This is a genomic window from Nocardia sp. NPDC006982 (assembly GCF_042869435.1).
In the GTDB taxonomy this organism is placed as follows: domain Bacteria; phylum Actinomycetota; class Actinomycetes; order Mycobacteriales; family Mycobacteriaceae; genus Nocardia.
Map to the genome: position 1 here is coordinate 209,327 of NZ_JBIAFV010000010.1, position 20,637 is coordinate 229,963.

The 20,637-nt window shown below is 65.4% G+C and carries 24 protein-coding genes and 1 pseudogene; 14 read left to right on the top strand and 11 right to left on the bottom strand.

Annotation, left to right across the window (positions count from 1 at the left end; translation table 11 throughout):
- Positions 1–6 precede the first annotated feature (6 nt).
- Complete coding sequence (locus ACFYOW_RS33035) at positions 7–846, bottom strand: maleylpyruvate isomerase family mycothiol-dependent enzyme (RefSeq protein ID WP_387293987.1); 840 nt, start codon at positions 844–846, stop codon at positions 7–9.
- Entirely contained in the window at positions 843–1,301 is a 459-nt protein-coding gene (locus tag ACFYOW_RS33040) for an HIT family protein (protein WP_387293988.1), read from the bottom strand. Before ACFYOW_RS33040 ends, ACFYOW_RS33035 begins: the two co-directional genes overlap by 4 nt.
- A gap of 315 nt (positions 1,302–1,616) precedes the next feature.
- On the opposite strand from ACFYOW_RS33040, the gene ACFYOW_RS33045 reads away from it, so the two are divergent.
- From ACFYOW_RS33045 to ACFYOW_RS33055, 3 genes are read left to right on the top strand one after another with little or no spacing between them, the layout of a single operon-like run.
- Positions 1,617–2,735, top strand: coding sequence for a Re/Si-specific NAD(P)(+) transhydrogenase subunit alpha (locus tag ACFYOW_RS33045; RefSeq protein WP_387293989.1), 1,119 nt, complete (start codon positions 1,617–1,619; stop codon positions 2,733–2,735).
- On the top strand, positions 2,735–3,073 hold the full coding sequence (locus tag ACFYOW_RS33050; protein WP_387293990.1) for an NAD(P) transhydrogenase subunit alpha: 339 nt from the start codon (positions 2,735–2,737) through the stop codon (positions 3,071–3,073). The genes ACFYOW_RS33045 and ACFYOW_RS33050 overlap by 1 nt, the downstream gene beginning before the upstream one ends.
- Entirely contained in the window at positions 3,073–4,503 is a 1,431-nt protein-coding gene (locus ACFYOW_RS33055) for an NAD(P)(+) transhydrogenase (Re/Si-specific) subunit beta (RefSeq protein WP_387293991.1), read from the top strand. Before ACFYOW_RS33050 ends, ACFYOW_RS33055 begins: the two co-directional genes overlap by 1 nt.
- A gap of 47 nt (positions 4,504–4,550) precedes the next feature.
- Here the strand turns inward: ACFYOW_RS33055 and ACFYOW_RS33060 are convergent, their stop codons facing one another.
- The 4 genes from ACFYOW_RS33060 to ACFYOW_RS33075 form a co-directional block, all read right to left on the bottom strand.
- Positions 4,551–4,787 (bottom strand): hypothetical protein, encoded by a 237-nt coding sequence (locus ACFYOW_RS33060; RefSeq protein ID WP_387293992.1) that lies wholly within the window; start codon positions 4,785–4,787, stop codon positions 4,551–4,553.
- 9 nt (positions 4,788–4,796) lie between these two features.
- Entirely contained in the window at positions 4,797–5,081 is a 285-nt protein-coding gene (locus ACFYOW_RS33065) for a hypothetical protein (protein WP_387293993.1), read from the bottom strand.
- 255 nt (positions 5,082–5,336) lie between these two features.
- The gene (locus tag ACFYOW_RS33070) at positions 5,337–6,608 is read right to left on the bottom strand and encodes an MFS transporter (protein WP_387293994.1); all 1,272 of its coding nucleotides are present in this window, start codon (positions 6,606–6,608) and stop codon (positions 5,337–5,339) included.
- A gap of 141 nt (positions 6,609–6,749) precedes the next feature.
- Positions 6,750–7,598, bottom strand: coding sequence for an NAD(P)H-binding protein (locus tag ACFYOW_RS33075; RefSeq protein WP_387293995.1), 849 nt, complete (start codon positions 7,596–7,598; stop codon positions 6,750–6,752).
- Between the two features lie 81 nt (positions 7,599–7,679).
- Between ACFYOW_RS33075 and ACFYOW_RS33080 the strand changes: the two genes are divergently transcribed.
- From ACFYOW_RS33080 to ACFYOW_RS33095, 4 genes are all read left to right on the top strand, one after another.
- Positions 7,680–8,639 carry an AraC family transcriptional regulator gene (locus ACFYOW_RS33080; RefSeq protein WP_387293996.1) on the top strand — a complete coding sequence of 320 codons (960 nt, stop codon included), beginning with the start codon at positions 7,680–7,682 and terminating at the stop codon, positions 8,637–8,639.
- Between the two features lie 26 nt (positions 8,640–8,665).
- Positions 8,666–9,058, top strand: coding sequence for an acyl-CoA thioesterase (locus ACFYOW_RS33085; protein ID WP_387294061.1), 393 nt, complete (start codon positions 8,666–8,668; stop codon positions 9,056–9,058).
- Positions 9,059–9,127: 69 nt separating this feature from the next.
- On the top strand, positions 9,128–9,319 hold the full coding sequence (locus ACFYOW_RS33090; RefSeq protein WP_387293997.1) for a type II toxin-antitoxin system HicB family antitoxin: 192 nt from the start codon (positions 9,128–9,130) through the stop codon (positions 9,317–9,319).
- 49 nt (positions 9,320–9,368) lie between these two features.
- Positions 9,369–9,536 carry a type II toxin-antitoxin system HicA family toxin gene (locus ACFYOW_RS33095; RefSeq protein WP_387294062.1) on the top strand — a complete coding sequence of 56 codons (168 nt, stop codon included), beginning with the start codon at positions 9,369–9,371 and terminating at the stop codon, positions 9,534–9,536.
- A gap of 44 nt (positions 9,537–9,580) precedes the next feature.
- Here the strand turns inward: ACFYOW_RS33095 and ACFYOW_RS33100 are convergent, their stop codons facing one another.
- Complete coding sequence (locus ACFYOW_RS33100; protein ID WP_387293998.1) at positions 9,581–10,093, bottom strand: Lrp/AsnC family transcriptional regulator; 513 nt, start codon at positions 10,091–10,093, stop codon at positions 9,581–9,583.
- 145 nt (positions 10,094–10,238) lie between these two features.
- On the opposite strand from ACFYOW_RS33100, the gene pdhA reads away from it, so the two are divergent.
- Genes pdhA through ACFYOW_RS33115 form a run of 3 tightly spaced genes read left to right on the top strand, consistent with a single transcriptional unit; the run spans position 10,239 to position 13,694 of the window.
- Complete coding sequence (gene pdhA, locus ACFYOW_RS33105) at positions 10,239–11,351, top strand: pyruvate dehydrogenase (acetyl-transferring) E1 component subunit alpha (protein ID WP_387293999.1); 1,113 nt, start codon at positions 10,239–10,241, stop codon at positions 11,349–11,351.
- Positions 11,348–12,319: an alpha-ketoacid dehydrogenase subunit beta gene (locus ACFYOW_RS33110; protein WP_387294000.1), complete on the top strand. Its 972-nt coding sequence runs from the start codon at positions 11,348–11,350 to the stop codon at positions 12,317–12,319. Before pdhA ends, ACFYOW_RS33110 begins: the two co-directional genes overlap by 4 nt.
- Before the next feature lie 25 nt (positions 12,320–12,344).
- Complete coding sequence (locus ACFYOW_RS33115) at positions 12,345–13,694, top strand: dihydrolipoamide acetyltransferase family protein (RefSeq protein ID WP_387294001.1); 1,350 nt, start codon at positions 12,345–12,347, stop codon at positions 13,692–13,694.
- Here the strand turns inward: ACFYOW_RS33115 and ACFYOW_RS33120 are convergent, their stop codons facing one another.
- Positions 13,695–14,378 (bottom strand): DUF899 domain-containing protein, encoded by a 684-nt coding sequence (locus tag ACFYOW_RS33120; protein ID WP_387294002.1) that lies wholly within the window; start codon positions 14,376–14,378, stop codon positions 13,695–13,697. It lies immediately after the preceding gene.
- 202 nt (positions 14,379–14,580) lie between these two features.
- Between ACFYOW_RS33120 and ACFYOW_RS33125 the strand changes: the two genes are divergently transcribed.
- Positions 14,581–14,943: a hypothetical protein gene (locus tag ACFYOW_RS33125; protein WP_040687025.1), complete on the top strand. Its 363-nt coding sequence runs from the start codon at positions 14,581–14,583 to the stop codon at positions 14,941–14,943.
- Positions 14,944–15,061: 118 nt separating this feature from the next.
- Positions 15,062–15,736 (top strand): HNH endonuclease family protein, encoded by a 675-nt coding sequence (locus ACFYOW_RS33130; protein WP_387294063.1) that lies wholly within the window; start codon positions 15,062–15,064, stop codon positions 15,734–15,736.
- 4 nt (positions 15,737–15,740) lie between these two features.
- Here the strand turns inward: ACFYOW_RS33130 and ACFYOW_RS33135 are convergent, their stop codons facing one another.
- The 3 genes from ACFYOW_RS33135 to ACFYOW_RS33145 all read right to left on the bottom strand — a co-directional run bounded on the left by ACFYOW_RS33135 (position 15,741) and on the right by ACFYOW_RS33145 (position 18,257).
- Positions 15,741–16,559, bottom strand: coding sequence for a sulfurtransferase (locus ACFYOW_RS33135; protein ID WP_387294003.1), 819 nt, complete (start codon positions 16,557–16,559; stop codon positions 15,741–15,743).
- A 252-nt stretch (positions 16,560–16,811) separates the two neighbouring features.
- Positions 16,812–17,420 (bottom strand): hypothetical protein, encoded by a 609-nt coding sequence (locus tag ACFYOW_RS33140; protein ID WP_387294004.1) that lies wholly within the window; start codon positions 17,418–17,420, stop codon positions 16,812–16,814.
- A gap of 234 nt (positions 17,421–17,654) precedes the next feature.
- Entirely contained in the window at positions 17,655–18,257 is a 603-nt protein-coding gene (locus ACFYOW_RS33145; RefSeq protein ID WP_387294005.1) for a hypothetical protein, read from the bottom strand.
- A gap of 719 nt (positions 18,258–18,976) precedes the next feature.
- On the opposite strand from ACFYOW_RS33145, the pseudogene ACFYOW_RS33150 reads away from it, so the two are divergent.
- Together ACFYOW_RS33150 and ACFYOW_RS33155 are read left to right on the top strand one after the other, a co-directional pair.
- Positions 18,977–20,194: pseudogene (locus ACFYOW_RS33150) on the top strand (benzoate/H(+) symporter BenE family transporter).
- A gap of 34 nt (positions 20,195–20,228) precedes the next feature.
- The gene (locus tag ACFYOW_RS33155) at positions 20,229–20,636 is read left to right on the top strand and encodes a DUF3224 domain-containing protein (protein WP_387294006.1); all 408 of its coding nucleotides are present in this window, start codon (positions 20,229–20,231) and stop codon (positions 20,634–20,636) included.
- Position 20,637: the final 1 nt, after the last annotated feature.

Sequence of the window (20,637 nt, forward strand, 5' to 3'; positions counted from 1 at the left end):
GGCGGCTCAGATGGTGAAGGCCAGGCCGCGCACCAGTCGGTTGCCGAGTTCCGCATCGCCGGAAATGCGGAACTCGCCTTCGTGCGCATCCGCGGTGGTGCGTCCGCCACGCAGCCGGGCGAACAGGCCGGAGCCCATCCGAACCACCACGGTGGCGGGCGCGTCCAGTTCATCGACGATATTGGCGCGGCCGTCCACCGCGACGTGCAGCGTCTGCGGCAACGGGCCGGTCAGTTCGAAGGTGATGCGCGATCCGTCCGGCGCCTGCGCACCCTTGGCCACCGCCCGCCCGATGGTGGCGGTGAGTTCGCCGAAGGCCCGCTCGGCCCGCGGTCCGCCCTCGTCGACGGATACGCCGAGCGCGTCGGCGATATCGAGTTCGTGCATCCAGCAGTCGAACAGCCGCACCCGCATGAACCGGCCATAGCTGACCTTGCCGATCGGCGATACGGTCTCGGCCTGCCATTCCGCATCACCGAAGGATGCGAGCGCCTCGCGCCTGCGATCGGTGACATCGCGATACAGCGCGAGCAGTCGCTTACCCGACAGCGGCCGCAGCCGATCGACCCAGATTTCGTTGAGCACGCCGGTCTCGTTGCGCACATGCGGCAGCGTGGTCGCATCGGTTTTGGGCCGGATCGGATCGTGCGCGGGCGGGCTTTCGCCGAGCAGCCAGGATTCCGTCCCGACGACGTGTGCGACCACATCGAACAGCGACCAGCCCGGCAGCGGAGACGGTGTGTGCCAACGCTCTTCGTCGAGATCGGCGACCAGCGTCGCGATCGTCTCCCATTGCTCGGACAGCAGGCCGGTAAGCTCGTTCCGGTCCTGGGTCGGGTCGGTCATTCTCGCTCCTCGGCGCTGGTCTCGTCTTCGTTTGCCAATGCCGATATTCCGGCGCGGATGGCGGCCGCGGTGGACTCGGGATCGTGTGGGCGCCGCAGCAGCAGTCCGGCGGCGAAGCTCAGTTTGTCGCCGTGCCGGCGCGGTATCACGTGCAGGTGGACGTGCGGGACGGTCTGGAAGGCCGCGGCGCCGTCATTGAGGACGAGATTCGCGCCGTCCGCGGCCAGGTCGCTACGCCTGATCGCCAGCGCGAGCCGGTGTCCGGCGCGGAAGATGTGCGCTCCCGATTCGGCGTCCAGATCCTCCAGTTCGGATGCGTGTCGCTTCGGGATGATCAGGGTGTGGCCGCGGGCGATCGGGCGAATGTCCAGGAATGCGCACAGCGTGTCGTCCTCGTAGACCTTGGTCGCCGGGGCTTGCCCCGCCGCGATGCGGCAGAAGACGCAGTCGTTCACACCGCCGACCATACGGCGTACCGCTCACCGGGAACATGCCCGGCATGACGCACGTCACTGTGGGAAGGTATTGCGCCGCGCCGACCAGGATTCGAACCTTGGTGTTGGTCGCGAATCCGACATAACGGCGGAATCCGGCCGCAACTTGTGACCGCCATCTCAGCTACGCTCGCCGCTAGCGATTGCTTGCCAGGTCGCTCGAAAGATCAGTGAGCCGGGTACAGTTGCGAAGATTTGGACGAACTTACTCCAAAGTAACATCGTCCGGCCGTCGACCGGTTGCTTGAAGCTCAGCCAGAGAAGGAAGTCTGACAAGTGGAGACAACGCAGAGCGTAGGCGACCAGTCGCCGCGCGGAGCGCGTGTCGGAGTCGTTCGCGAGTCAAACGCGGGCGAGCGGCGTGTCGCATTGGTGCCCAAGATCATCCCGAGTCTGCTGAAGCAGGGCGTCGAGGTGGTGGTCGAGGCGGGTGCCGGGATCGGTGCGCTCATTCCGGACGCGGCCTATGTGGATGCGGGCGCGACCATCGGTGATCCGTGGTCGGCCGATGTGGTCGTGAAGGTCGCTCCGCCCAGCGACGCCGAGGTGGCGAAACTGCACAGCGGGCAGACCCTGATCGGATTCCTCGCCCCGCGCAATGCCGACAACCAGATTCCCGCGCTGAAATCGGCCGGGGTGCAGGCCTTCGCCGTGGAGGCGATTCCGCGTATCTCGCGGGCGCAGGTGATGGATGCGCTGTCCTCGCAGGCCAATGTCTCCGGGTACAAGGCCGTGCTGCTGGCGGCGTCGGAATCGACGCGCTTCTTCCCGATGCTGACCACTGCCGCAGGCACTGTGAAGCCCGCGACCGTGCTGGTGCTCGGTGTAGGTGTCGCCGGTTTGCAGGCTTTGGCGACGGCGAAGCGTCTGGGTGGGCGGACCACCGGCTACGACGTGCGCCCTGAGGTCGCCGATCAGGTGCGCTCGGTCGGTGCGCAGTGGCTCGATCTGGGCATCGATGCCGCCGGTGAGGGTGGTTATGCCCGTGAGCTCACCGACGAAGAAAAAGCCAAACAGCAGCAGGCGTTGGAGGATGCGATCAAGGGCTTCGATGTGGTGATCACCACCGCGTTGGTGCCCGGGCGTCCCGCTCCCCGCTTGGTCACCGCGGCAGCGGTGGAGGGCATGAAGCCCGGCAGTGTGATCGTGGATCTGGCCGGTGAGACCGGCGGCAACTGCGAGCTGACCGAGCCGGGTGAGGTCGTGGTCAAGCATGAGGTGACGATCGCTTCGCCGTTGAACCTGCCCGCGACGATGCCCGAGCATGCCTCGGAGTTGTACTCGAAAAATATTGCGGCACTGTTGGAGCTGATGTTGGTCGATGGGAAGCTGTCGCCCGACTTCGGTGATCAGGTGCTCGCGGACTCCTGTGTTACTCGTGAGGTGGATGCCTGATGTACACCGAACTGTTGGCGAATATCGCGATCCTGGTGTTGTCCGGGTTCGTCGGGTTCGCGGTCATCTCCAAGGTCCCTAATACGCTGCATACGCCGTTGATGTCGGGTACCAACGCTATTCACGGCATCGTCGTGCTGGGTGCGTTGGTCACGCTCGGCAATGTGCAGGATCCCTCGATCCTGACCCAGATCATTCTGTTCGTCGCGGTCGTGTTCGGAACCCTGAACGTCATCGGCGGTTTCGTCGTCACCGACCGGATGCTGGGGATGTTCAAGGGTAAGAAGGCCGCACCGGTGAAGGTTGCCGCAGCGGAGCGTTCAGAGGGAGCTGCGTGATGCATACCTTCGACAATGTGACCTATCTGGTCAACGGGCTCTACATCATCGCCTTCGGCATGTTCATCTACGGCCTGATGGGGTTGACCGGCCCGAAGACCGCGGTGCGCGGCAACCTGATCGCCGCGGCGGGCATGGTGATCGCTGTTGTGGCGACGCTGATCTCGATCCGCCACACCTCCAACTGGATCCTGATCGTGGCCGGGCTCGTGGTCGGTGTGGTGCTGGGTGTGCCGCCGGCCAAGTACACGAAGATGACCGCGATGCCGCAGTTGGTGGCCGCGTTCAACGGTGTCGGTGGTGGCACGGTCGCGTTGATCGCGTGGTCGGAATTCATCAACTCCCAAGGCTTTTCACATTTCGATGAAGAACCCACCGTGCACATCGTGATCGGCTCGCTGTTCGCGGCGATCATCGGTTCGGTGTCGTTCTGGGGCTCGCTGATCGCCTTCGGCAAACTGCAGGAGATCCTGCCCGGGCGCCCGATCGGTCTGGGCAAGCTTCAGCAGCCGTTGAACCTGCTGCTACTACTCGGTGCGATCGCTGCCGCGGTGGTGATCGGGATCGGCGCCACCAATGATGGTGTGCCCCAGTACTGGATGATCGCGGTACTCGTGCTCGCCGGTGTCCTGGGCCTCGCGGTGGTGCTGCCGATCGGTGGCGCGGACATGCCGGTGGTCATTTCGCTGTTGAACGCGTTGACCGGTTTGTCGGCTGCCGCGGCGGGTTTGGCGCTCAACAACACCGCGATGATCGTGGCGGGCATGATCGTCGGCGCGTCCGGCACGATCCTGACCAACCTGATGGCCAAGGCCATGAACCGGTCCATCCCCGCGATCGTCGCGGGTGGCTTCGGTGGCGGCGGCACCGCACCCGGAGCATCCGGTGGGGAGCAGAAGCAGGCCAAGGCCACCAGCGCGGCGGATGCCGCGATCCAGATGGCGTATGCCAATCAGGTCATTGTGGTCCCCGGCTACGGCATGGCCGTCGCGCAGGCTCAGCACGCGGTCAAGGAGATGGCGTCGTTGTTGGAGGCCAAGGGTGTGGAGGTCAAATACGCCATCCACCCCGTCGCCGGTCGTATGCCCGGCCACATGAACGTGCTGTTGGCCGAGGCCGAGGTGTCCTATGACGCGCTCAAGGAAATGGACGACATCAACGGCGAATTCTCCCGCACCGACGTGGCTTTGGTGATCGGCGCCAATGACGTCACCAACCCCGCCGCGCGTGAGGACTCCTCGTCCCCGATCTACGGGATGCCCGTGTTGAATGTCGACCAGGCCAAGAGTGTGATCGTGTTGAAGCGTTCCATGAACTCCGGTTTCGCCGGTATCGACAACCCCCTGTTCTACGCCGACCACACCTCGATGCTGTTCGGCGATGCGAAGAAGTCCGTCGGTGCAGTCACCGAGGAACTGAAGGCACTGTAAGCACCTCTGCATGAAAGCCCGCTTCCGCGAATGGAAGCGGGCTTTCATCATTGCAGGTGCCGTTCGCGCGCTTCGACCGCCTCTTTGGCATCCCTCAGGCTTGCGCCCGTCAGGTTGCGATAGAGCTTGATCGCGTGGATCTTCTTGCCCTGCCGAATGAGTTCGTCGATTTCGTCATAGGGTGTCGCCGGGTCTGGGCTGGGCAGACCGAGGTGCTTGATGATCATATCCAGCTTGCGCTCGAGGTTATCGATCCGGCGCTCGAGTCTGCTGTTGTCGAACATCTCTCGAACTTACCGATTCCCGCGCTGTTCGCTCGGACTACGCAGAGCATCCGTGACGAGCCGGAGCAGTCGATCCGGTTGGTCCGGATCGGTGCCGTGACGTGCTGCCAGCGCTATCCCGGCAACCAGTTGGACCACATCGTCGATGCCGACATCCGATCGCATGCCGCCACCCTGCTGTGCCCTGGTGAGCAGAGCAGCGCCCGCCTGGTGGATGTCCTGCGGACAGTCGAAACCCAAGGTCGACCGGTCCGGCCAGGACGGCACCGCCGAGGCCGTGATCGGTCTGCGCATGCACCAGTAGGTCGCGCAGCCACGCGGTGAGTGCGGCTGTCGGCTCGCTCGACTGTAGTTCTTCGGCTCGGCCGCAGAGCTTTTCGACGCGCGCGTTCAGTACCGCGGCCTGTAGAGCTTGCCGGTTGGCGAAGTGTCGGTAGAGAGTGCCGGGGCCGGGGCCTCACGTGTGTCTACACGTGCTCACCGCCGATCCGACGGAGCTGCCGCTGCCGCACTGGTGTGAGCTCGCCGCGTTTGCCCGGGAATCAGCTGCTATCCGGTAGTCCGTTGCGGGGCAACCGCACCCGCGTAGCCACAGCAGAGCAGGACCGCGATGAGCGAAACGACCATTGCGGCGGTGAGTGGGACCAGTGCGGTCAGCCAGCCGATGATGGAGGGGCCCGCGAGCAGGCCGAGGTAACCGAGGCTGAATACCCGCGACATATCGGTAGCCGCCGTGGTCGAGCCGAGATTGCCTGCGGCGGTAAAGATTTGCGGGATTCCGCCGGAGAGGCCGAGGCCGCACATCGCCCAGCCTAGCAACGTCAGCGGCACCCATCCCGAAGCCATGATCAGGGCCAATCCGAATGCGGCGATCAAGGTGCCGTAGCGGACGACGGCGACGCGCCCGAACGCACCCGCCACGCGGTCGGCGGTGAATCGGCCTGCGGTCATGGTGCAGGAGAATGCGCCGAATGCCAGTGCGGCGGTGGCATCGTCGACGTCGAGGTGGTCGCGGACCTGCAGGGCGCTCCAGTCGGCGGCGACGCCCTCGGTGAGAAGTAGGGCGAAGGCGATCGCGGCCAGCGCCCAAACCTTTCGGGAGCGGTTCGGTGCGGTTGTCGACCGGGCTGTTCCGCCATCATGTGGTGCCGCATCGGACTCACGACCGTGGTCCCTGCTGTCCGGAATGTGGTCGTGTGGCCCGTTTTCCAGGGGCGCGTCCGAATTCGCTTCTCGTGTCGCCGATCCGGTGTCGACCAGCAGACGTGGAACGAGCGCGCCGGTAATCGCCAACCCCGCCACCGCCGCGAGCGACAAGCTCAGGCGCACATCCCATCCCGCGCCCTGAGCAGCCGCACCCAGCAGCGAGCCGAGGAATCCACCACCGGAGAACAAGGCGTGGAACGCCGACATGATCGGGCGGTCATAGGCCCGCTCGACATGCACCGCTTGGGTATTCATCGAAACGTCGAGCGCGCCGTTGCCGAAACCGAAGCAGGCCAAGGCAATCGCCAGGCTGACCGGTCCGGTCGCCAGTCCGGGGCCGAGCACGGATATCGAGACGATCACCGCGGCGGCCGCGACCACGGTCCGGCTGCCGAATCGGTCGGCCAGCGGGCCCGCGATGCGCATGCCGACGATGCCCGCACCGGCCAGCATCAGAATGAACATGCCGAGTGTGGAATGCGCGATACCGGTCCGGTCGGTAATGGCCGGTATGTGCACCACCCACATGGCCAGTAGGAAACCGTTCAACGCGAACACCACGAATACCGCGGCGCGTGCTATCCGTATCTGCGGATCGATCGTCGTGGTCGCCACCGATTCGACGGTACCGCGTCGAGCGCGATCTCGCGGCCGCACGGAGAGCCGGCCCGGGACATCATCGGCCGAGGACCCGGCTCCGTGGATCTCGCCATTGAGATCGAGCGTCCGTGCGGCGGTCTTATTTCCTACAACTACCTACTCGCTCGAGATGTTCCAAATTCCGGTGGCCGCAGTCTCGTCGGCGTAATCCCGGAAATCTTTCGGTGCCCGGCCGAGCGCACGCTGGACGCCGTCCGCGGTCTTGGAGTTCCTGCCGTCCAGGATCGTGCCGAACAGGTAGTCCAGCAGGCTGACGACGTCGGCGGGAACCTGGTACTCGGTCAGTGCCGCAACGAAATCCGTCCGGGAGATCGGGATGAAAGCGACTTCGCGTCCGGTCGCCGAGGCGATCTCCGCGACGGCTTCGGAGAACGTCAACGACCTCGGTCCGGTCAGTTCGTAGAGTTCGCCGCTGTGCCCGTCCTCGGTCAACGCGGCGACGGCGACATCGGCGATATCGTCGGCGTGCACGAACGGTTCCGGCACATCGCCATTGGGCAGCGCCACCTCACCCGTGAGCACATACTCCAGGAATGCGCCTTCGCTGAAGTTCTGCGCGAAGAAGCTGCAGCGCACGATGGTCCAGTCGGGCCCCGAACCCTGCACGATCTGCTCACACGCCACGGCCTCCGGTTCGCCGCGTCCGGACAGCAGCACGAGTTTGCGCACACCGTTGACCTTGGCCGCATTGGTGAATGCGCGGATAGTCTCGGGCGCACCCGGCACCGCCAGATCCGGCTGGAAGGCGATGTACACCGCGTCCACGCCGAACAGCGCCGGTGTCCACGTGCTGCGGTCGGCCCAGTCGAAGGGGATCTCGGCCGCGCGGGAACCGATCCGGATCGGATGACCGGCTTGCCGGAGCCGGGTCGCGACGCGGCGGCCGGTCTTGCCCGTACCGCCGGTGACGAGGATGAGGCGCTGGTGGGAGGTGCTGTTTGTCATGTTTCCAGTACATCGGCGCGGCGCGCGACGAAACATAGCTCAGCGGCTCGTGATCATGCGTCAGCGTCTACTGTCTGTTATGTGGATGCGCTCGCCAGCCTGCTCGAAGGTCCACGCGCCCGAGGTGCGTTCGTCATGTGTTCACTGCTCGACCCGCCGTGGTCGCTGCGCATCCAGGACCGGGCCCCGCTGACGGTGGTGTCGATGATCCGCGGCACGGCCTGGATCATGACCGATGCGGCGGGCAGTAAGCCTCGGCAAGTGAGCGCGGGCGATATCGTGATCTTCCGCGGGCCGGATCCGTATACGGTCGCCGACGATCCGGCCACCGCACCGCAGATCTTCATCGATCCAGGCAACGTCACCAAGACGGCCGACGGTGAAATCCTCTGCGAGACATTGAGTCTCGGTGTGCGCCAGTGGGGCACCGATGCGAACGGCGCCACCCTGATGGTCACGGGCACCTATGAGTCCGCGGGCGCGGCGAGTCAGCGACTGCTGCGAGCCCTGCCGCCCGTGATCATCTTGCAGCGCGGCGATTTCGACACCCGGCTGCTCGATATTCTGGTCGACGAGGCCACCAAGGACGAGCCCGCACAGGGCGTCGTTCTGGACCGGCTGCTCGATATGGTGCTGATCGCGGCCCTGCGCGCCTGGTTCGCTCGCAATGACGCGCCCGCCTGGTATCACGCCTACAGCGATCCGCTGGTCGGCAAGGCGCTGCGGCTGTTGCAGCACAATCCGGCGCACGGCTGGACGGTCGCGAGCTTGGCGGAGGCGGTGGGGGTTTCGCGCGCCGCGCTCGCTCGCCGGTTCACCGATCTGGTCGGTGAGCCGCCGATGGCGTTCCTCACCGAATGGCGGCTGGCCCTGGCCGCCGATCTGCTGCAGGAATCCGATGCCACCATCGAATCCATTGCCCGCCAGGTCGGCTACGGCAGCGCGTTCGCACTGAGCACGGCATTCAAACGCCACTTCGGCGTGAGTCCGCGCGACCACCGGCAGGGCAGCACCCCGGCTGAGCTATCGTCGGCCGGGTGACGCAGCAGTATCCGGTCCTCTGGCCGATGCCGACCCGGTGGGCCGATAACGACCACTACGGCCACGTGAACAACGTGACGTACTACTCGTACTTCGACACCGCGGTCAACGCGTGGCTCATGCACGCCACGGGCACGGATATCCGCGAACTGCCCGCCCTCGGCGTGGTCGCCCAGACCTCCTGCCAGTATCACGGCTCGCTCAGCTTTCCGGACCAACTCCAGATAGGCCTGCGCATCTCCCGCCTCGGCCGCTCCAGCATCACCTACGACCTGGCCATTTTCCGCGAATCCGAAGATGGTCTGGAACTGGCCGCCACCGGCACCTTCGTCCACGTCTACGTAGACAACGAAACCCGCAAACCAGTAGAAATCCCCGAAATAATCCGCACCGCCGCAACAGCCCTGGTCGCAGACTGAACGTGCCGGGCGCCGAAGACATTGTGGGACCCTGTCTCCAGGGCTGATCAGCGCGTATTGACGGCTGCGGTGCACCAGGAAGAGGACTGGTATGTGGCGCAGTGCCTCGAGGTCGATGTAGCCAGTCAGGGCCAGACGATCGAGGAGGCCCTGACGAATCTCCGGGAAGCGGCCGCTCTCTACCTGGCCGAGGCACCCGAGCCCCAGCTAACCGCCACTCCATTGGTGACTTCGTTCCAGATTCCCGGCACGGCAGCGTGAGCCCCGCGCTGTCGGACCTTCCGGTGCGGAAGGTCTTGCGAGTCTTGGAATCAGTCGATTTCGAACACGTGCGAACAGCAGGCAGTCCTGCCGTCTATCGTCGCGAAGACGGCAGACCGTGGTCGTGCCGCTGCATGGCACAGTCAAGCGCGGCACGCTCGCCTCGATCCTCCGGCAGGCCGGAATGACAGCCACCGAATTCCTCAACCTGCTGTAGGTCCTTCCGCCCCAGGCGCAGAACTCGCCGACCACGCCGCCGGATCAGGCTCGTAGCGAGCGATCGGCGGAGCCGGCCAGACGATCCAGCAGTGGAGCCGTGCGCGGTCCGACGAATTGCTGCATAACCAATGCCATATTGGTGCGTTCCACCCCGGGAATCTTCAAGATCTGCCCGGCGATCCGGTATAGATCGTCCGCATCCTGCGCCACCACGCGCACGGTGAGATCGGTCAGGCCCGTCATACCGCACACCTCGGTCACCTCCGGCACCCGGGCGAGTTCGGCGACCACCGAATCCAATCGGTGCTGATCGACGACGACGGCGACGAAGGCCGCCAGCGGGTAGCCCAGCGCCTGCGGTTGCACTCGACGTTCGAAGCTGGCGAGCACTCCGGCCGCCTCCCAGCGCGACAACCGCGCCTGCACGGTATTGCGGGACAACCCGAGCCGGGTCGCCAGCTCGACACCGGTCGCGCGTGGGTTGGCGACCAGCTCGAGCAACAGCCGCGCGTCGGTGGCGTCCAGGGTCACGTCGGCGGGTTCTCTACTGGTCATACAACGCAGTATGACATCAGTTCGCCCCGAAGATTTGGGCATTCTGCTTACTCGGGCGTCGATCACTTGCGCACTTCGCCTACTCGTGGATGCTATGTGATATAGGGCACACCAGCCCTGCGCTCATGTCAGGAGGCGATCCCGAATGACGAATAAATCCGACCATCCGGTTCAGTTGGTACAACCCGACGGCCGCCGCGTATTCGACCGAGAACACGCGGCCCTGATCGCCGACATCGGGCCCGCCCAGTTGCGCGCGATGTACACGGACCTGGTCGTGACCCGCCGGATCGACACCGAGGCAACCGCTCTGCAACGCCAGGGCCAGCTCGGACTGTGGGCGCCGATGATCGGGCAGGAGGCCGCCCAGGTCGGCTCGGCATACGCGTTGCGCCCCGACGACTACGTCTTCTGCAGCTACCGCGAGCACGCCGTCGCCTACTGCCGCGGCGTCCATCCCACCGAACTCACCCGGATGTGGCGCGGGGTCGCGCATTCCTGCTGGGATCCCGAAGCGGTCAATATGACCAACCCGAATATCATCGTCGGCTCGCAAGGCCTGCACGCGACCGGTTACGCCTATGCCGCCCACCTCGACGGCGCGGAGATCGCGACCATCGCCTACTTCGGTGACGGTGCCTCGAGTCAGGGCGATCTCGCCGAGGCATTGGGCTTCGCCGCGAGTTGGAGCGCGCCGGTCATCTTCTTCTGTCAGAACAACCACTGGGCGATCAGTTCCCCCGTCCGGATCCAGAGCGCGACCCCGATCGCGCGGCGTGCCTACGGTTATGGAATTCCCGGCCTACAGGTCGACGGCAATGATGTGCTCGCCGTCCTCGCGGTCACCAGGCAGGCCGCCGCCCGTGCCCGCACCGGTGGCGGACCGTCGTTCATCGAGGCGCTCACCTATCGGATGGGTCCGCACACCACCGCAGACGATCCGACGCGCTACCGCTCCGCCGCCGAGACCGAGGAATGGGCGCGCCGCGACCCGATCGCGCGGCTGCGCAAGCTGATGGAACGAGAGTCTCTGTGGGACAACGCATTCGAGCGCCACGTCGATGCGCGCGCCGACGAAGTAGCCCAACAGGTGCGCACCGCGACCATCGATATGCCGGATCCGGCGCCGACACAGCTGTTCGATCACGTCTATGCCACCCCGCATCCGCTGATCACCCAGGAGCGGAGCGAGTACGCGGCGTATCTGGCCGGCGATCCCGGTGACAGTGCCGCGCGACCGGAAGGAGTCCCCACATGATCACGACCTTCGCCGCAGCGCTCAATGCCGGGCTGCGGCGGGCCATGGACGACGATCCGAAAGTCGTTCTGATGGGCGAGGATATCGGCCGCCTCGGCGGGGTCTTCCGGGTAACCGACACGCTGCAAAAGGATTTCGGAAACCGCCGCGTCATCGATACGCCGCTGGCTGAATCCGGCATTGTCGGAACGGCTTTCGGTATGGCGCTGCGCGGCTACCGGCCGGTCTGCGAGATTCAATTCGACGGCTTCGTCTATCCCGCCTTCGACCAGATCGTTTCGCACGTCGCCAAGATCCACTACCGGACACAGGGAAAGGTGACCGCGCCCATCACGATTCGCATTCCGTTCGGCGGTGGAATCGGTTCGGTGGAGCATCACTCCGAGTCGCCGGAGGCGTATTTCGCCCATACCGCGGGACTGCGCGTCATGACGCCGAGCAATCCCGCCGACGCGTATTCCATGATCCGCCAGGCGATCGCGCTCGATGATCCGGTGATCTTCTTCGAACCCAAGCGGCGCTACTGGGATAAGGCCGAGGTCGATTTCGATGCCGAGGCCATCCCGGTGGACCGGGCCAGCGTCTGCGTCAGCGGTACCGATGCCACCGTGCTGGCCTACGGCGGCACCGTGGCCTCGGCCATCACCGCCGCGAAAATCGCTGCCGAGGAAGGGCATTCGCTCGAGGTGATCGATCTGCGCAGTTTGTCGCCGATCGATTTCGACACCATCGAGGCCTCGGTGGCCAAGACCGGCAGGTTGATCGTGACGCACGAAGCGCCGGTCTTCGGCGGGCTCGGCGCCGAGATCGCCGCGCGGATCACCGAGCGCTGCTTCTACTACCTGGAGGCGCCGGTGCTGCGCGTCGGTGGCTTCGACATCCCCTACCCCCCGGCTAAGCTCGAAAAGCACCACCTGCCCGATCCGGACCGCATCCTCGCCGCGGTCGATCGCTCACTCGCCGCCTGACTACCGCTCGCTGAGAGGTGCCCCAGTGGAAGATCGTGCCCCCGAGGATGATCAGGGCAATATCCTGGAATTCCGGCTACCCGATCTCGGCGAGGGACTGGCCGATGCGGAGTTGGTGTCGTGGTCGGTGGGCGTCGGCGATACCGTGCAGCTGAATCAGACGATCGCCGACGTGGAGACGGCCAAGGCAGTGGTCTCGCTGCCGTCGCCGTTCTCGGGCACGGTGATCGAATTGCTCGCGCAGCCCGGTCAGACGGTTGCGGTGGGGGCGCCGCTCATCCGGGTGCGCAATGATCTGGCGGTCGCGCAGGAAGGGGCGAACGGGCGGACGTCGGTGCTGGTCGGATACGGGCCCGAAGACGAAGCGGTGTCCCGGCGGCGCAGAAGGGTTGCGGAACCGACCGCGCCGCAGGAGAGTTCGGCCGCTGAGCCGGTCGAGTCGGGAACGGCCAGAGCTGCGGCGACCCCCGGTGCGCGCAAACTCGCCAAGGAACTCGGCATCGACCTCTGGTACGTCGCGGGTTCGGGCCCCGACGGTGCGGTCACGGTCGAGGACGTGCGCGGGGCGGTCCCGGTATCGCAGCCGCGCGCCGCGGCGACCCACACCGACGGCCCGGCCACGCCGCCGACGCCATCGGTCACCGATCCGAATGCGGGCATCATCCGCCCCGCGACCCGTGAGGAACGCACGCCGATCAGCGGCATCCGTAAACGCACCGCGGCCGCCATGGTGGCGAGCGCGCGCACCATCCCGCAGGCCAGCACCTTCGTCACCATCGACTTCACCGCATCGATGGAACTGCTCGACCACCTGCGCACCACCAAATCCTTCGAGGGCCTGACGCTGACACCGCTGGCCCTGGTCGCCAAATCCGTCCTCGCCGCCCTCGCGGAGTATCCCGGCATCAACGCATCCTGGGACGAGGCGAATCAGCAGATCGTCACCAAGCACTATGTGAATCTCGGTATCGCGGTCGCCACCGAACGCGGCCTGCTGGTGCCCAATCTCAAGGAAGCCCAGGCATTGAGCCTGCGCGACCTGTGCCGGGAGATCGGCTGGCTCGCGGAGACGGCGCGTTCGGGCAGCGCCACCCCGACCGACCTGCGCGGCGGCACCTTCACCATCACCAATGTCGGCGTCTTCGGTGTCGACGCCGGTGTTCCGCTGGTCGATCCGGGTGAGGCCGCGATCTTGTGCCTCGGCTCGATTCGCAAGCGCCCGTGGGTATTCCGCGACGAACTCGCCATCCGGTGGGTCACCACCATCGGCATCAGTTTCGACCACCGGATGATCGACGGTGAGCTGGCAGCGCGCTTCCTCGCGACCGTCGCCGGATTGCTCGAGGATCCGCTCACGCTACTGGGCCGGATGTAGTCACGCCCCCGGGTCGCCGTAGTGCGCGGCGATGTCTTCGGAGCCGCTCCATCGGCTGTAGGTCGGCGACTGCGGCCACCCCTCGGGCGAGTCCTGCCACTGCTCCTGCCGCCCGTACGGCAGCACGTCGATCAGCGCGAAGCTGTGACCGAGTTGCTCGGTGCCACGGCCGTTGGTGTGCCAGGTGCGATAGACCGTGTCGCCGTCGCGCAGGAATACGTTGACCGCGAATCCGCCGCCGGGCGGTGCGCCGACGTCGGTGCCGAATGGACTGTTCGCCGTGGAATACCAGGCCATTTTGTTCCCGACCCGCCGCTTGTACGCGAGTGCCTCCTCGATCGGCCCCTGGGTGACGATGACGAACCGGGCATCGTAGTTGTCCAGGAACTCCAACCGGGTGAACTGCGAGGTGAACCCGGTACAACCACCGCACTGCCACTTCTCGCCCGGGAACCACATGTGGTTGTAGACGATCAGCTGTGACTTACCGTCGAAGATATCCGCCAGCCGGACCGATCCCTCCTCGCCCTCGAGGGTGTATTCGGGCATTTCGACCATCGGCAGGCGCCGCCGCTCGGCAGCGATCGCATCGAGTTCTCGGGTCGCTGCCTTCTCCCGGACACGCAGTTCATCGAGTTGGCGCTGCCAGGTGTCGGAATCGACGACGGGCGGCAGAGCATCCATGAGAGTCCTCCCTGATCGTGGTGCGTTTGCAGATATAGACGCGGCCCGGTCGCCGAACTAATCGGTCGCCGGAAAAATCCCTGAACTCGCCGAGATGGACCAGTTACTACCCCTTGGCACCACTTTCGGAACATACTGGTATATCCGCTGGTCATCGCATGAGAACCGCAGTTGGGCGTCAACGGAAAGCGGAGGGCAAAGCATGACGATTCTGCTCCAGGTACTCGAGCAGAGCTTCACGCCGACCACGCCGTGGGAACGGCGCAAATTCACCTTTGTCAATGCCGACAAGATCGTCGGCATGCGACTGGACGGACAGTCCGGCGTCTGGCTCGACCTGTCCCGGCCCGGTGAATCACAGCGCCTGGCCCGAACCCTGGACCCGCGTGACGCCGTCACGTTCCTGCTCACCACCTTCGCGAAGATCGCCGAGTGCGAGGAGCGCGGTGGTTCGTGGCTGATCGGACACGACGGCGCGCACACCGAGTCCATTGTGGCCACCAGATTCCCACCCCGGTCCAGTGAAGTCGCCAATGACGATCTGCTGGCTCGCGCCTGGCTGTAGGTCCTGACCGGCTCCGAGGCGCTCCAGCCGGGTTCTACGAATGTCGGTCCATACGGGTACATCTGGCACCGTGCGTGCCGACATCCGACGATGGTTGCCTGCCTTGATCGCGGCGGCGATGTTCGCGCTGCCCGGATGCGCCGAGGTGGGCGGTGGACCGGTCGCGCCCGCATCTGGCAGCGGGGAGGGTGAACTCAGTCCGACCCGGGTTCAGCTCGAGCAGCTATTGGCATCGGTGCGAGTCGTTGCCGCACGGGGACATCCCGGCGGTTATGAGCGCGGCTGCAAGGAAGGACAGCGGTGCGTGTTCGGACCGTCATGGACCGATGACTACGACGGCCCCGGCGGTCACGACGGCTGCGATACCCGCAACAACATACTGAGCGCGCAGCTGACCGGGGTGAGCTTCCGGCCGGGCACCCACGACTGCGTGGTCACCGCGGGCACGCTCGACGATCCGTACACCGGCAAGCGGATCGCCTTCAGCAAGGCCGACGCGGGCGATATCCAGATCGACCATGTCTATCCGCTGGCCGCGGCCTGGGATATGGGCGCGGTGTCCTGGCCGCTCGAGCGGCGGGTGCGTTTCGCCAACGATATCGACGTGAATCTGCTGGCCACCGCCGCGAATGCCAACCAGGCCAAGGGTGACAGCACACCGGCGGAATGGACGCCGCGCACGAACCGCTGCTTCTATGCGGGCAAATACCTGACGGTCGCGGTCCGGTACGACCTACCGGTGACCGCTGCGGACAATGCCGTACTGAACGACATTGCCCGCTCGTGTCCGTAGCGAGCTATGCCCCGGTGGCGACCGGCCGTTTCGGGTCGTTCGACCATTGCGACCACGAGCCCGGATACAGTGCCGCTTCGATACCTGCGGCGGCGAGTGCCGCGATCTGATGGGCGGCGGTCACACCGGATCCGCAATAGACCGCGACCGGTCCGGACCCGAATGCGGCGAAGCGGTCTTGCAAGACTTCCACGCTGCGGAATCGCCCGTCGGCGTCGAGGTTCTCCGCGGTCGGTGCGCTGATCGCGCCCGGAATGTGGCCCGCCTGCGGATCGACCGGCTCCACCTCGCCGCGGTAGCGTTCGCCGGCGCGTGCGTCGAGCAGTACGCCGGACCATTTGGCGGCCGCATCGGCATTGATGACCGGCAGCTGCCCCGGATTCACCTCGACGTCACCGAGTTCGGGATCGTTCTCCTCGCCGGAGGCGATCGCACCGCCCGAATCGGTCCACGCGGGCAGACCGCCGTCGAGAATCCGCACGTCCGCGATCCCGGCCCAGCGCAGCAGCCACCAGGCCCGCGCCGCCGCCATGCCGCCCGTCGCGTCGTAGACGACCACCGGATCGCCGGTTCGCAAACCCCAGCTGCGTGCGCATTTTTCGAGCTGTGCGGGATCGGGCAGCGGATGCCGCCCGCGTGCGGGGGACGGGGGTGCGGCCAGTTCGGTCTCCAGATCGACGAAGACCGCGCCCGGAATATGTCCGTCCAGATAATGCTGCGGGCCGTCCGGATCACCGAGCGCCCACCGCACATCGAGTAGACGAACCCGCTTGTCCGCCAATACTTCCCGAAGCTCATCCGCCGAGATCAGTACCGCGCTCAACAAAGCTCTGTTCCGCCTCTCCGAATATTTTGGCCATACTAATAAGCGCACTATGCCTGGGTAAAGGTTCTACGTCATGTGCCGCATCATTTTTGGGCGTACCCGATGAGTTGCCCCCTAAAGCATATCCGCCGGTCATGGGGCCGACAGTACTGTGTGATCTGCGGCCATATGCCATCTAGTCGTCAAGAATCCGGCCGTGTTTGTCGGGGGCAGGTTCGCAGCGCGCACCGTCCGCTCGAGCTGTCAGCGTCATCGCCGCCGTCGAGGCCTCGACGTGCTGGCGCCGTATTGCCCCACCAGCGCGATGCCGACTCCGATCATGAAGACCACGAATCCGTTTGTGGCATCGTTCATGTGCCCCGGCGTGTGCTGGGCAATCGCGATCGCGGCGATTGCCCAGCCGATCACTCCGATTGTCGTGCCGATCCAGATCAGGACTTTGCTCCAGAGAGGTGCCCGCGACAGATCGCCTGGAGCCGGGGAATCGTAGGTGGTGTTATAGACGTCGTCACCAGCAGTCAGGCCATCTCCGCCGGTGACGATTCGGCTACCGTGGGTGGCGGTGTTGATGATGGTCGGGCCGTTGATCCGGTCGAGTCTGTCTCGGAGTTGGGCGAGTTCGCGGGCGAATTCCGCGTCGGCGGATGCCGCGCGTTCGATCGCGTCGGCAAGTTGACGGCGTGCGGCCATGCTGTTCGGATTTCGGTCGAGATCGTCGAGCGCGCGTCGTCCGAGTCTGCGTGTGACCGCGCCGGTGATGGCGGTCAGTCCTTGATCCAGTGACCGGTCCACGAGCCGTCCACCGGCTGCCCCCAGTGCCGCAGCCACATACGCGGCAACGACCATTCCGTCGATCATGTCAGGCTCCTCCCAAGCCGCCCCGGCAACATAATCATCTCATCGAACGAACCACATGCGGCGTTTCGAACATTCCCACGAAAAATCAGCTCACCGGGTTTCAGTACGGCCTCGCGGTAGCGGGACGCATGCCAGGAGTTGGATACGATCGCGCACCGTTGATATCGAAAACCCATACCCGCAGCTTGTTTTCATTTGATGCGCGGAAATGGCTTCACCCAGCTGCCTTCCGGCCTACCGGCGGCGTCGAGGTGTCGACGTTCTCGCGCCGAGCTCGGCGAAGGTCATGAGGACACCGCCGATGAGGAAGAACGGCAGCAAGTTGAACTGCTCTGACACCGACCCGCCTTGGGACATGCCGATCAAACCGCCGGCGAAGCCGATACCGACGAACACCAAGCCGATCCACAACAGTGCCTTGGTCCAGATCGGAGCTCGGGACAGATCTTCATCCGATGCTATGTCGTATGTGGTGTTGTGAATGCTGCCCCCGGCCGTGATGCCTTTGCTCCCGGTGACGATCCGGCTGCCGTGGGTCGCGGTGTTGATCACGGTTCCGCCGTTCAGTCTGTCGAGCGTGGCCTGCAGGGCCACGAGTTCGCGGGCGAATTCCGCGTCGGCGGATGCCGCGCGTTCGATCTGATCGGCGAGCTGGCGGCGTGCGGCCATGCTGTGCGGATTCCGGTCGAGGTCGTCGAGTGCGCGCCGTCCCAGTCTGCGTGTGACCGTGCCGGTGAGAGCGGTCAACCCTTGATCCAGCGATCGGTCCACGGCCCGTCCGTCTATCGCCCCCAACGCAGCGGCCACGTAAGTGGCAACGCCCATTCCGTCGATCATGTCAGCTTCTTCCGCAGCCGCCCCGGCAACATAATCGTCTCATCGAGCGAACCACATGTGGTGTTTCAAACATTTCGACTTGAAAGTCGTTCGTAAGCAAGCTAATGCGCAACTGCTGGCCAACTGTCGTCCTTTTCGCGTTCGCGTTCTCCGGTGATGCAACTTGCTGTTCACTGCGAATGGTCTTGGGACACAGGCGGACCCGCGTCGGGCGCTACCGGGCGCATGGAGCGAACCTGTGATGGCTATCTGCGTCCTCCGGTGCGGGTGCAAGCCTGGCCGAGCGCGGACTTCGGCACATTCGACCCACGCCGCGGTAGTGCGCGATCGGGCTATCCGGTCTCGGGGACAATCCGGGGATCCGGCCGGTGGCGCCACTGCTGCCGTCGATCTGCTCGTCGACCACCAGCGAGTGCTCGGGGCGAGCACCAGAGCACTGTGGCCACCCGTCACGATCTCGCCTTCTGGCGAGGGTTGAGCGGTGATACCTGCACGGCGATCGCCGAGTTCGACAGCCTGCACGCCGACCAGATCCGAGTGCTCGGCCCCGACCACCCTACGTCCTGGCGACCCGCCGTCAACTGTCCCGCTTCACAAAATCAGGTGGCAAATCCGGATGCGGTTTCGGCGATTCACCCTAGCCGGACGTCGCGCAATTCAGTCCAGTTTCCGGGGACTGGCTGTGACAACTGGACTGATGACCGGGGAGGATTCCAGAAATGTCCAGGCTTTCCCCGGCGCTCGCCGACACACCGACACCGGTCCACCGTGAGGCGCGGCTCGCACAGCCGGTCGGGGCCGGTGTCGTCACCGCGCTGGTCGGATTCACCAGCTCATTCGCGGTGGTGCTGAGCGGGTTGACGGCGGTCGGGGCCACCCCTGCACAGGCGGCGTCGGGACTGTTCGTGCTCTGCCTCACGCTGGCCATCGGAATGATGCTGCTCAGTTATCGGTATCGGTTGCCGATCACACTGGCTTGGTCGACGCCCGGTGCGGCACTGCTCGCCGGCACCGGCGCGGTCGCCGGTGGTTGGGCCGCGGCAGTCGGGGCGTTCGCGATAACCGGTGTGCTGATCGTGATCACCGGACTGTGGCAGCGGCTCGGCAATCTGGTGGCCGCGATTCCGGTGGAGATCGCGCAGGCCATGCTCGCCGGTGTGCTGCTTCCGTTGTGTCTCGCGCCGGTGAAGGCCGTGCAGGCCAGTCCGGCGGTGGTGGTGCCGGTGATCGTGGTGTGGCTGGTGCTGCAGCGATTCGCCAAGCGCTGGGCGGTGATCGCGGCCTTCGCGACCGCCGCGATCGGGGCGGGGATCAGTATCGCGGTGCAGCACAAGCATCTCGATCTCGCGGCAATGCGCCCCTCGCTCGAACTGACCGTGCCGCATTGGAGTTGGCAGGCGATGATCGGTATCGCCATTCCGCTCTACATCGTCACCATGGCCTCGCAGAACATTCCGGGCACCGCCGTGATGAAGTCCTTCGACTATCAAGTCCCTTGGCGCGCTTCGATGTCCGTCACCGGTATCGGCACGATTCTGGGTGCACCGGCCGGTGGGCACGCCATCAACCTGGCCGCGATCAGTGCCGCGCTCTCGGCCGCCCCCGCCGCCCATCCGGATCCGAAGCGTCGCTGGATCGCGGCCTGCACCGCGGGTGCCTCCTATCTGATTCTCGCGCTCGGCTCGGCGGCGCTGGTCACCCTGATCGCCACCGCGCCCAAGGGCACGCTGGAAACCGTTGCGGGCCTTGCCCTGCTGGCCACTCTGGCGGCCGCCCTTGCCGGTGCCCTGAAATCCGAACAGCACCGCTAGGCGGGTGTGGTCACCTTCCTGATCGCCGCGTCCGGTGTCGGCTTCCTCGGCATCGGCGCGGCCTTCTGGGCGCTGGTCGTGGGTCTTGTCGTGCGCAGGGTGCTCGCCCACCGCCGAGAGTCGTGAAAAGTTGTCGGTACCTGCCGTTACGCTCCGCCGCATGAAAGCAATCGGCACGTTCTCCGTCGCCTCCTTCACCCCAACCGATGTCGTGCCGGATCCGGCCATCGCGACCGCGCTGCCGGTCGGCATCGCGCAGATCGAGAAGGAGTTCGCGGGCGAGATCACCGGACGGTCGGCGACCCTGTTCACCGCCGCCTTCGACCAGGCGACGGGTGCGGGGACGTATGTCGCCATGGAATCGTTCGAGGGCGCGCTGCACGATCGCGCGGGCGGCTTCAACTTCGCGCATTCGGCTACCACCCTCGGCACCGACCGCACTGCCGAGTTCTTCACCATCGTGCCGACCAGCGGCACCGGTGAGCTGACCGGTATCACCGGCACCGGTGGTCTTACCGTCGACACCGACGGTGTGCACCACATCTGGTTCGACTACGAACTCGACTGAG

Bases quoted from the DNA above. Each gene is read 5' to 3' on its own strand.
- ACFYOW_RS33065 (WP_387293993.1), bottom strand. From the start codon at position 5,081: ATGCGCAGACCGATCACGGCCTCGGCGGTGCCGTCCTGGCCGGACCGG.
- ACFYOW_RS33140 (WP_387294004.1), bottom strand. From the start codon at position 17,420: ATGATCGACGGAATGGTCGTTGCCGCGTATGTGGCTGCGGCACTGGGG.
- ACFYOW_RS33085 (WP_387294061.1), top strand. From the start codon at position 8,666: ATGCCGACCCGGTGGGCCGATAACGACCACTACGGCCACGTGAACAAC.
- ACFYOW_RS33050 (WP_387293990.1), top strand. From the start codon at position 2,735: ATGTACACCGAACTGTTGGCGAATATCGCGATCCTGGTGTTGTCCGGG.
- ACFYOW_RS33075 (WP_387293995.1), bottom strand. From the start codon at position 7,598: ATGACAAACAGCACCTCCCACCAGCGCCTCATCCTCGTCACCGGCGGT.
- ACFYOW_RS33100 (WP_387293998.1), bottom strand. From the start codon at position 10,093: ATGACCAGTAGAGAACCCGCCGACGTGACCCTGGACGCCACCGACGCG.
- ACFYOW_RS33120 (WP_387294002.1), bottom strand. From the start codon at position 14,378: ATGGATGCTCTGCCGCCCGTCGTCGATTCCGACACCTGGCAGCGCCAA.
- ACFYOW_RS33125 (WP_040687025.1), top strand. From the start codon at position 14,581: ATGACGATTCTGCTCCAGGTACTCGAGCAGAGCTTCACGCCGACCACG.
- ACFYOW_RS33035 (WP_387293987.1), bottom strand. From the start codon at position 846: ATGACCGACCCGACCCAGGACCGGAACGAGCTTACCGGCCTGCTGTCC.
- pdhA (WP_387293999.1), top strand. From the start codon at position 10,239: ATGACGAATAAATCCGACCATCCGGTTCAGTTGGTACAACCCGACGGC.
- ACFYOW_RS33130 (WP_387294063.1), top strand. From the start codon at position 15,062: ATGTTCGCGCTGCCCGGATGCGCCGAGGTGGGCGGTGGACCGGTCGCG.
- ACFYOW_RS33145 (WP_387294005.1), bottom strand. From the start codon at position 18,257: ATGATCGACGGAATGGGCGTTGCCACTTACGTGGCCGCTGCGTTGGGG.
- ACFYOW_RS33055 (WP_387293991.1), top strand. From the start codon at position 3,073: ATGCATACCTTCGACAATGTGACCTATCTGGTCAACGGGCTCTACATC.
- ACFYOW_RS33060 (WP_387293992.1), bottom strand. From the start codon at position 4,787: ATGTTCGACAACAGCAGACTCGAGCGCCGGATCGATAACCTCGAGCGC.
- ACFYOW_RS33110 (WP_387294000.1), top strand. From the start codon at position 11,348: ATGATCACGACCTTCGCCGCAGCGCTCAATGCCGGGCTGCGGCGGGCC.
- ACFYOW_RS33155 (WP_387294006.1), top strand. From the start codon at position 20,229: ATGAAAGCAATCGGCACGTTCTCCGTCGCCTCCTTCACCCCAACCGAT.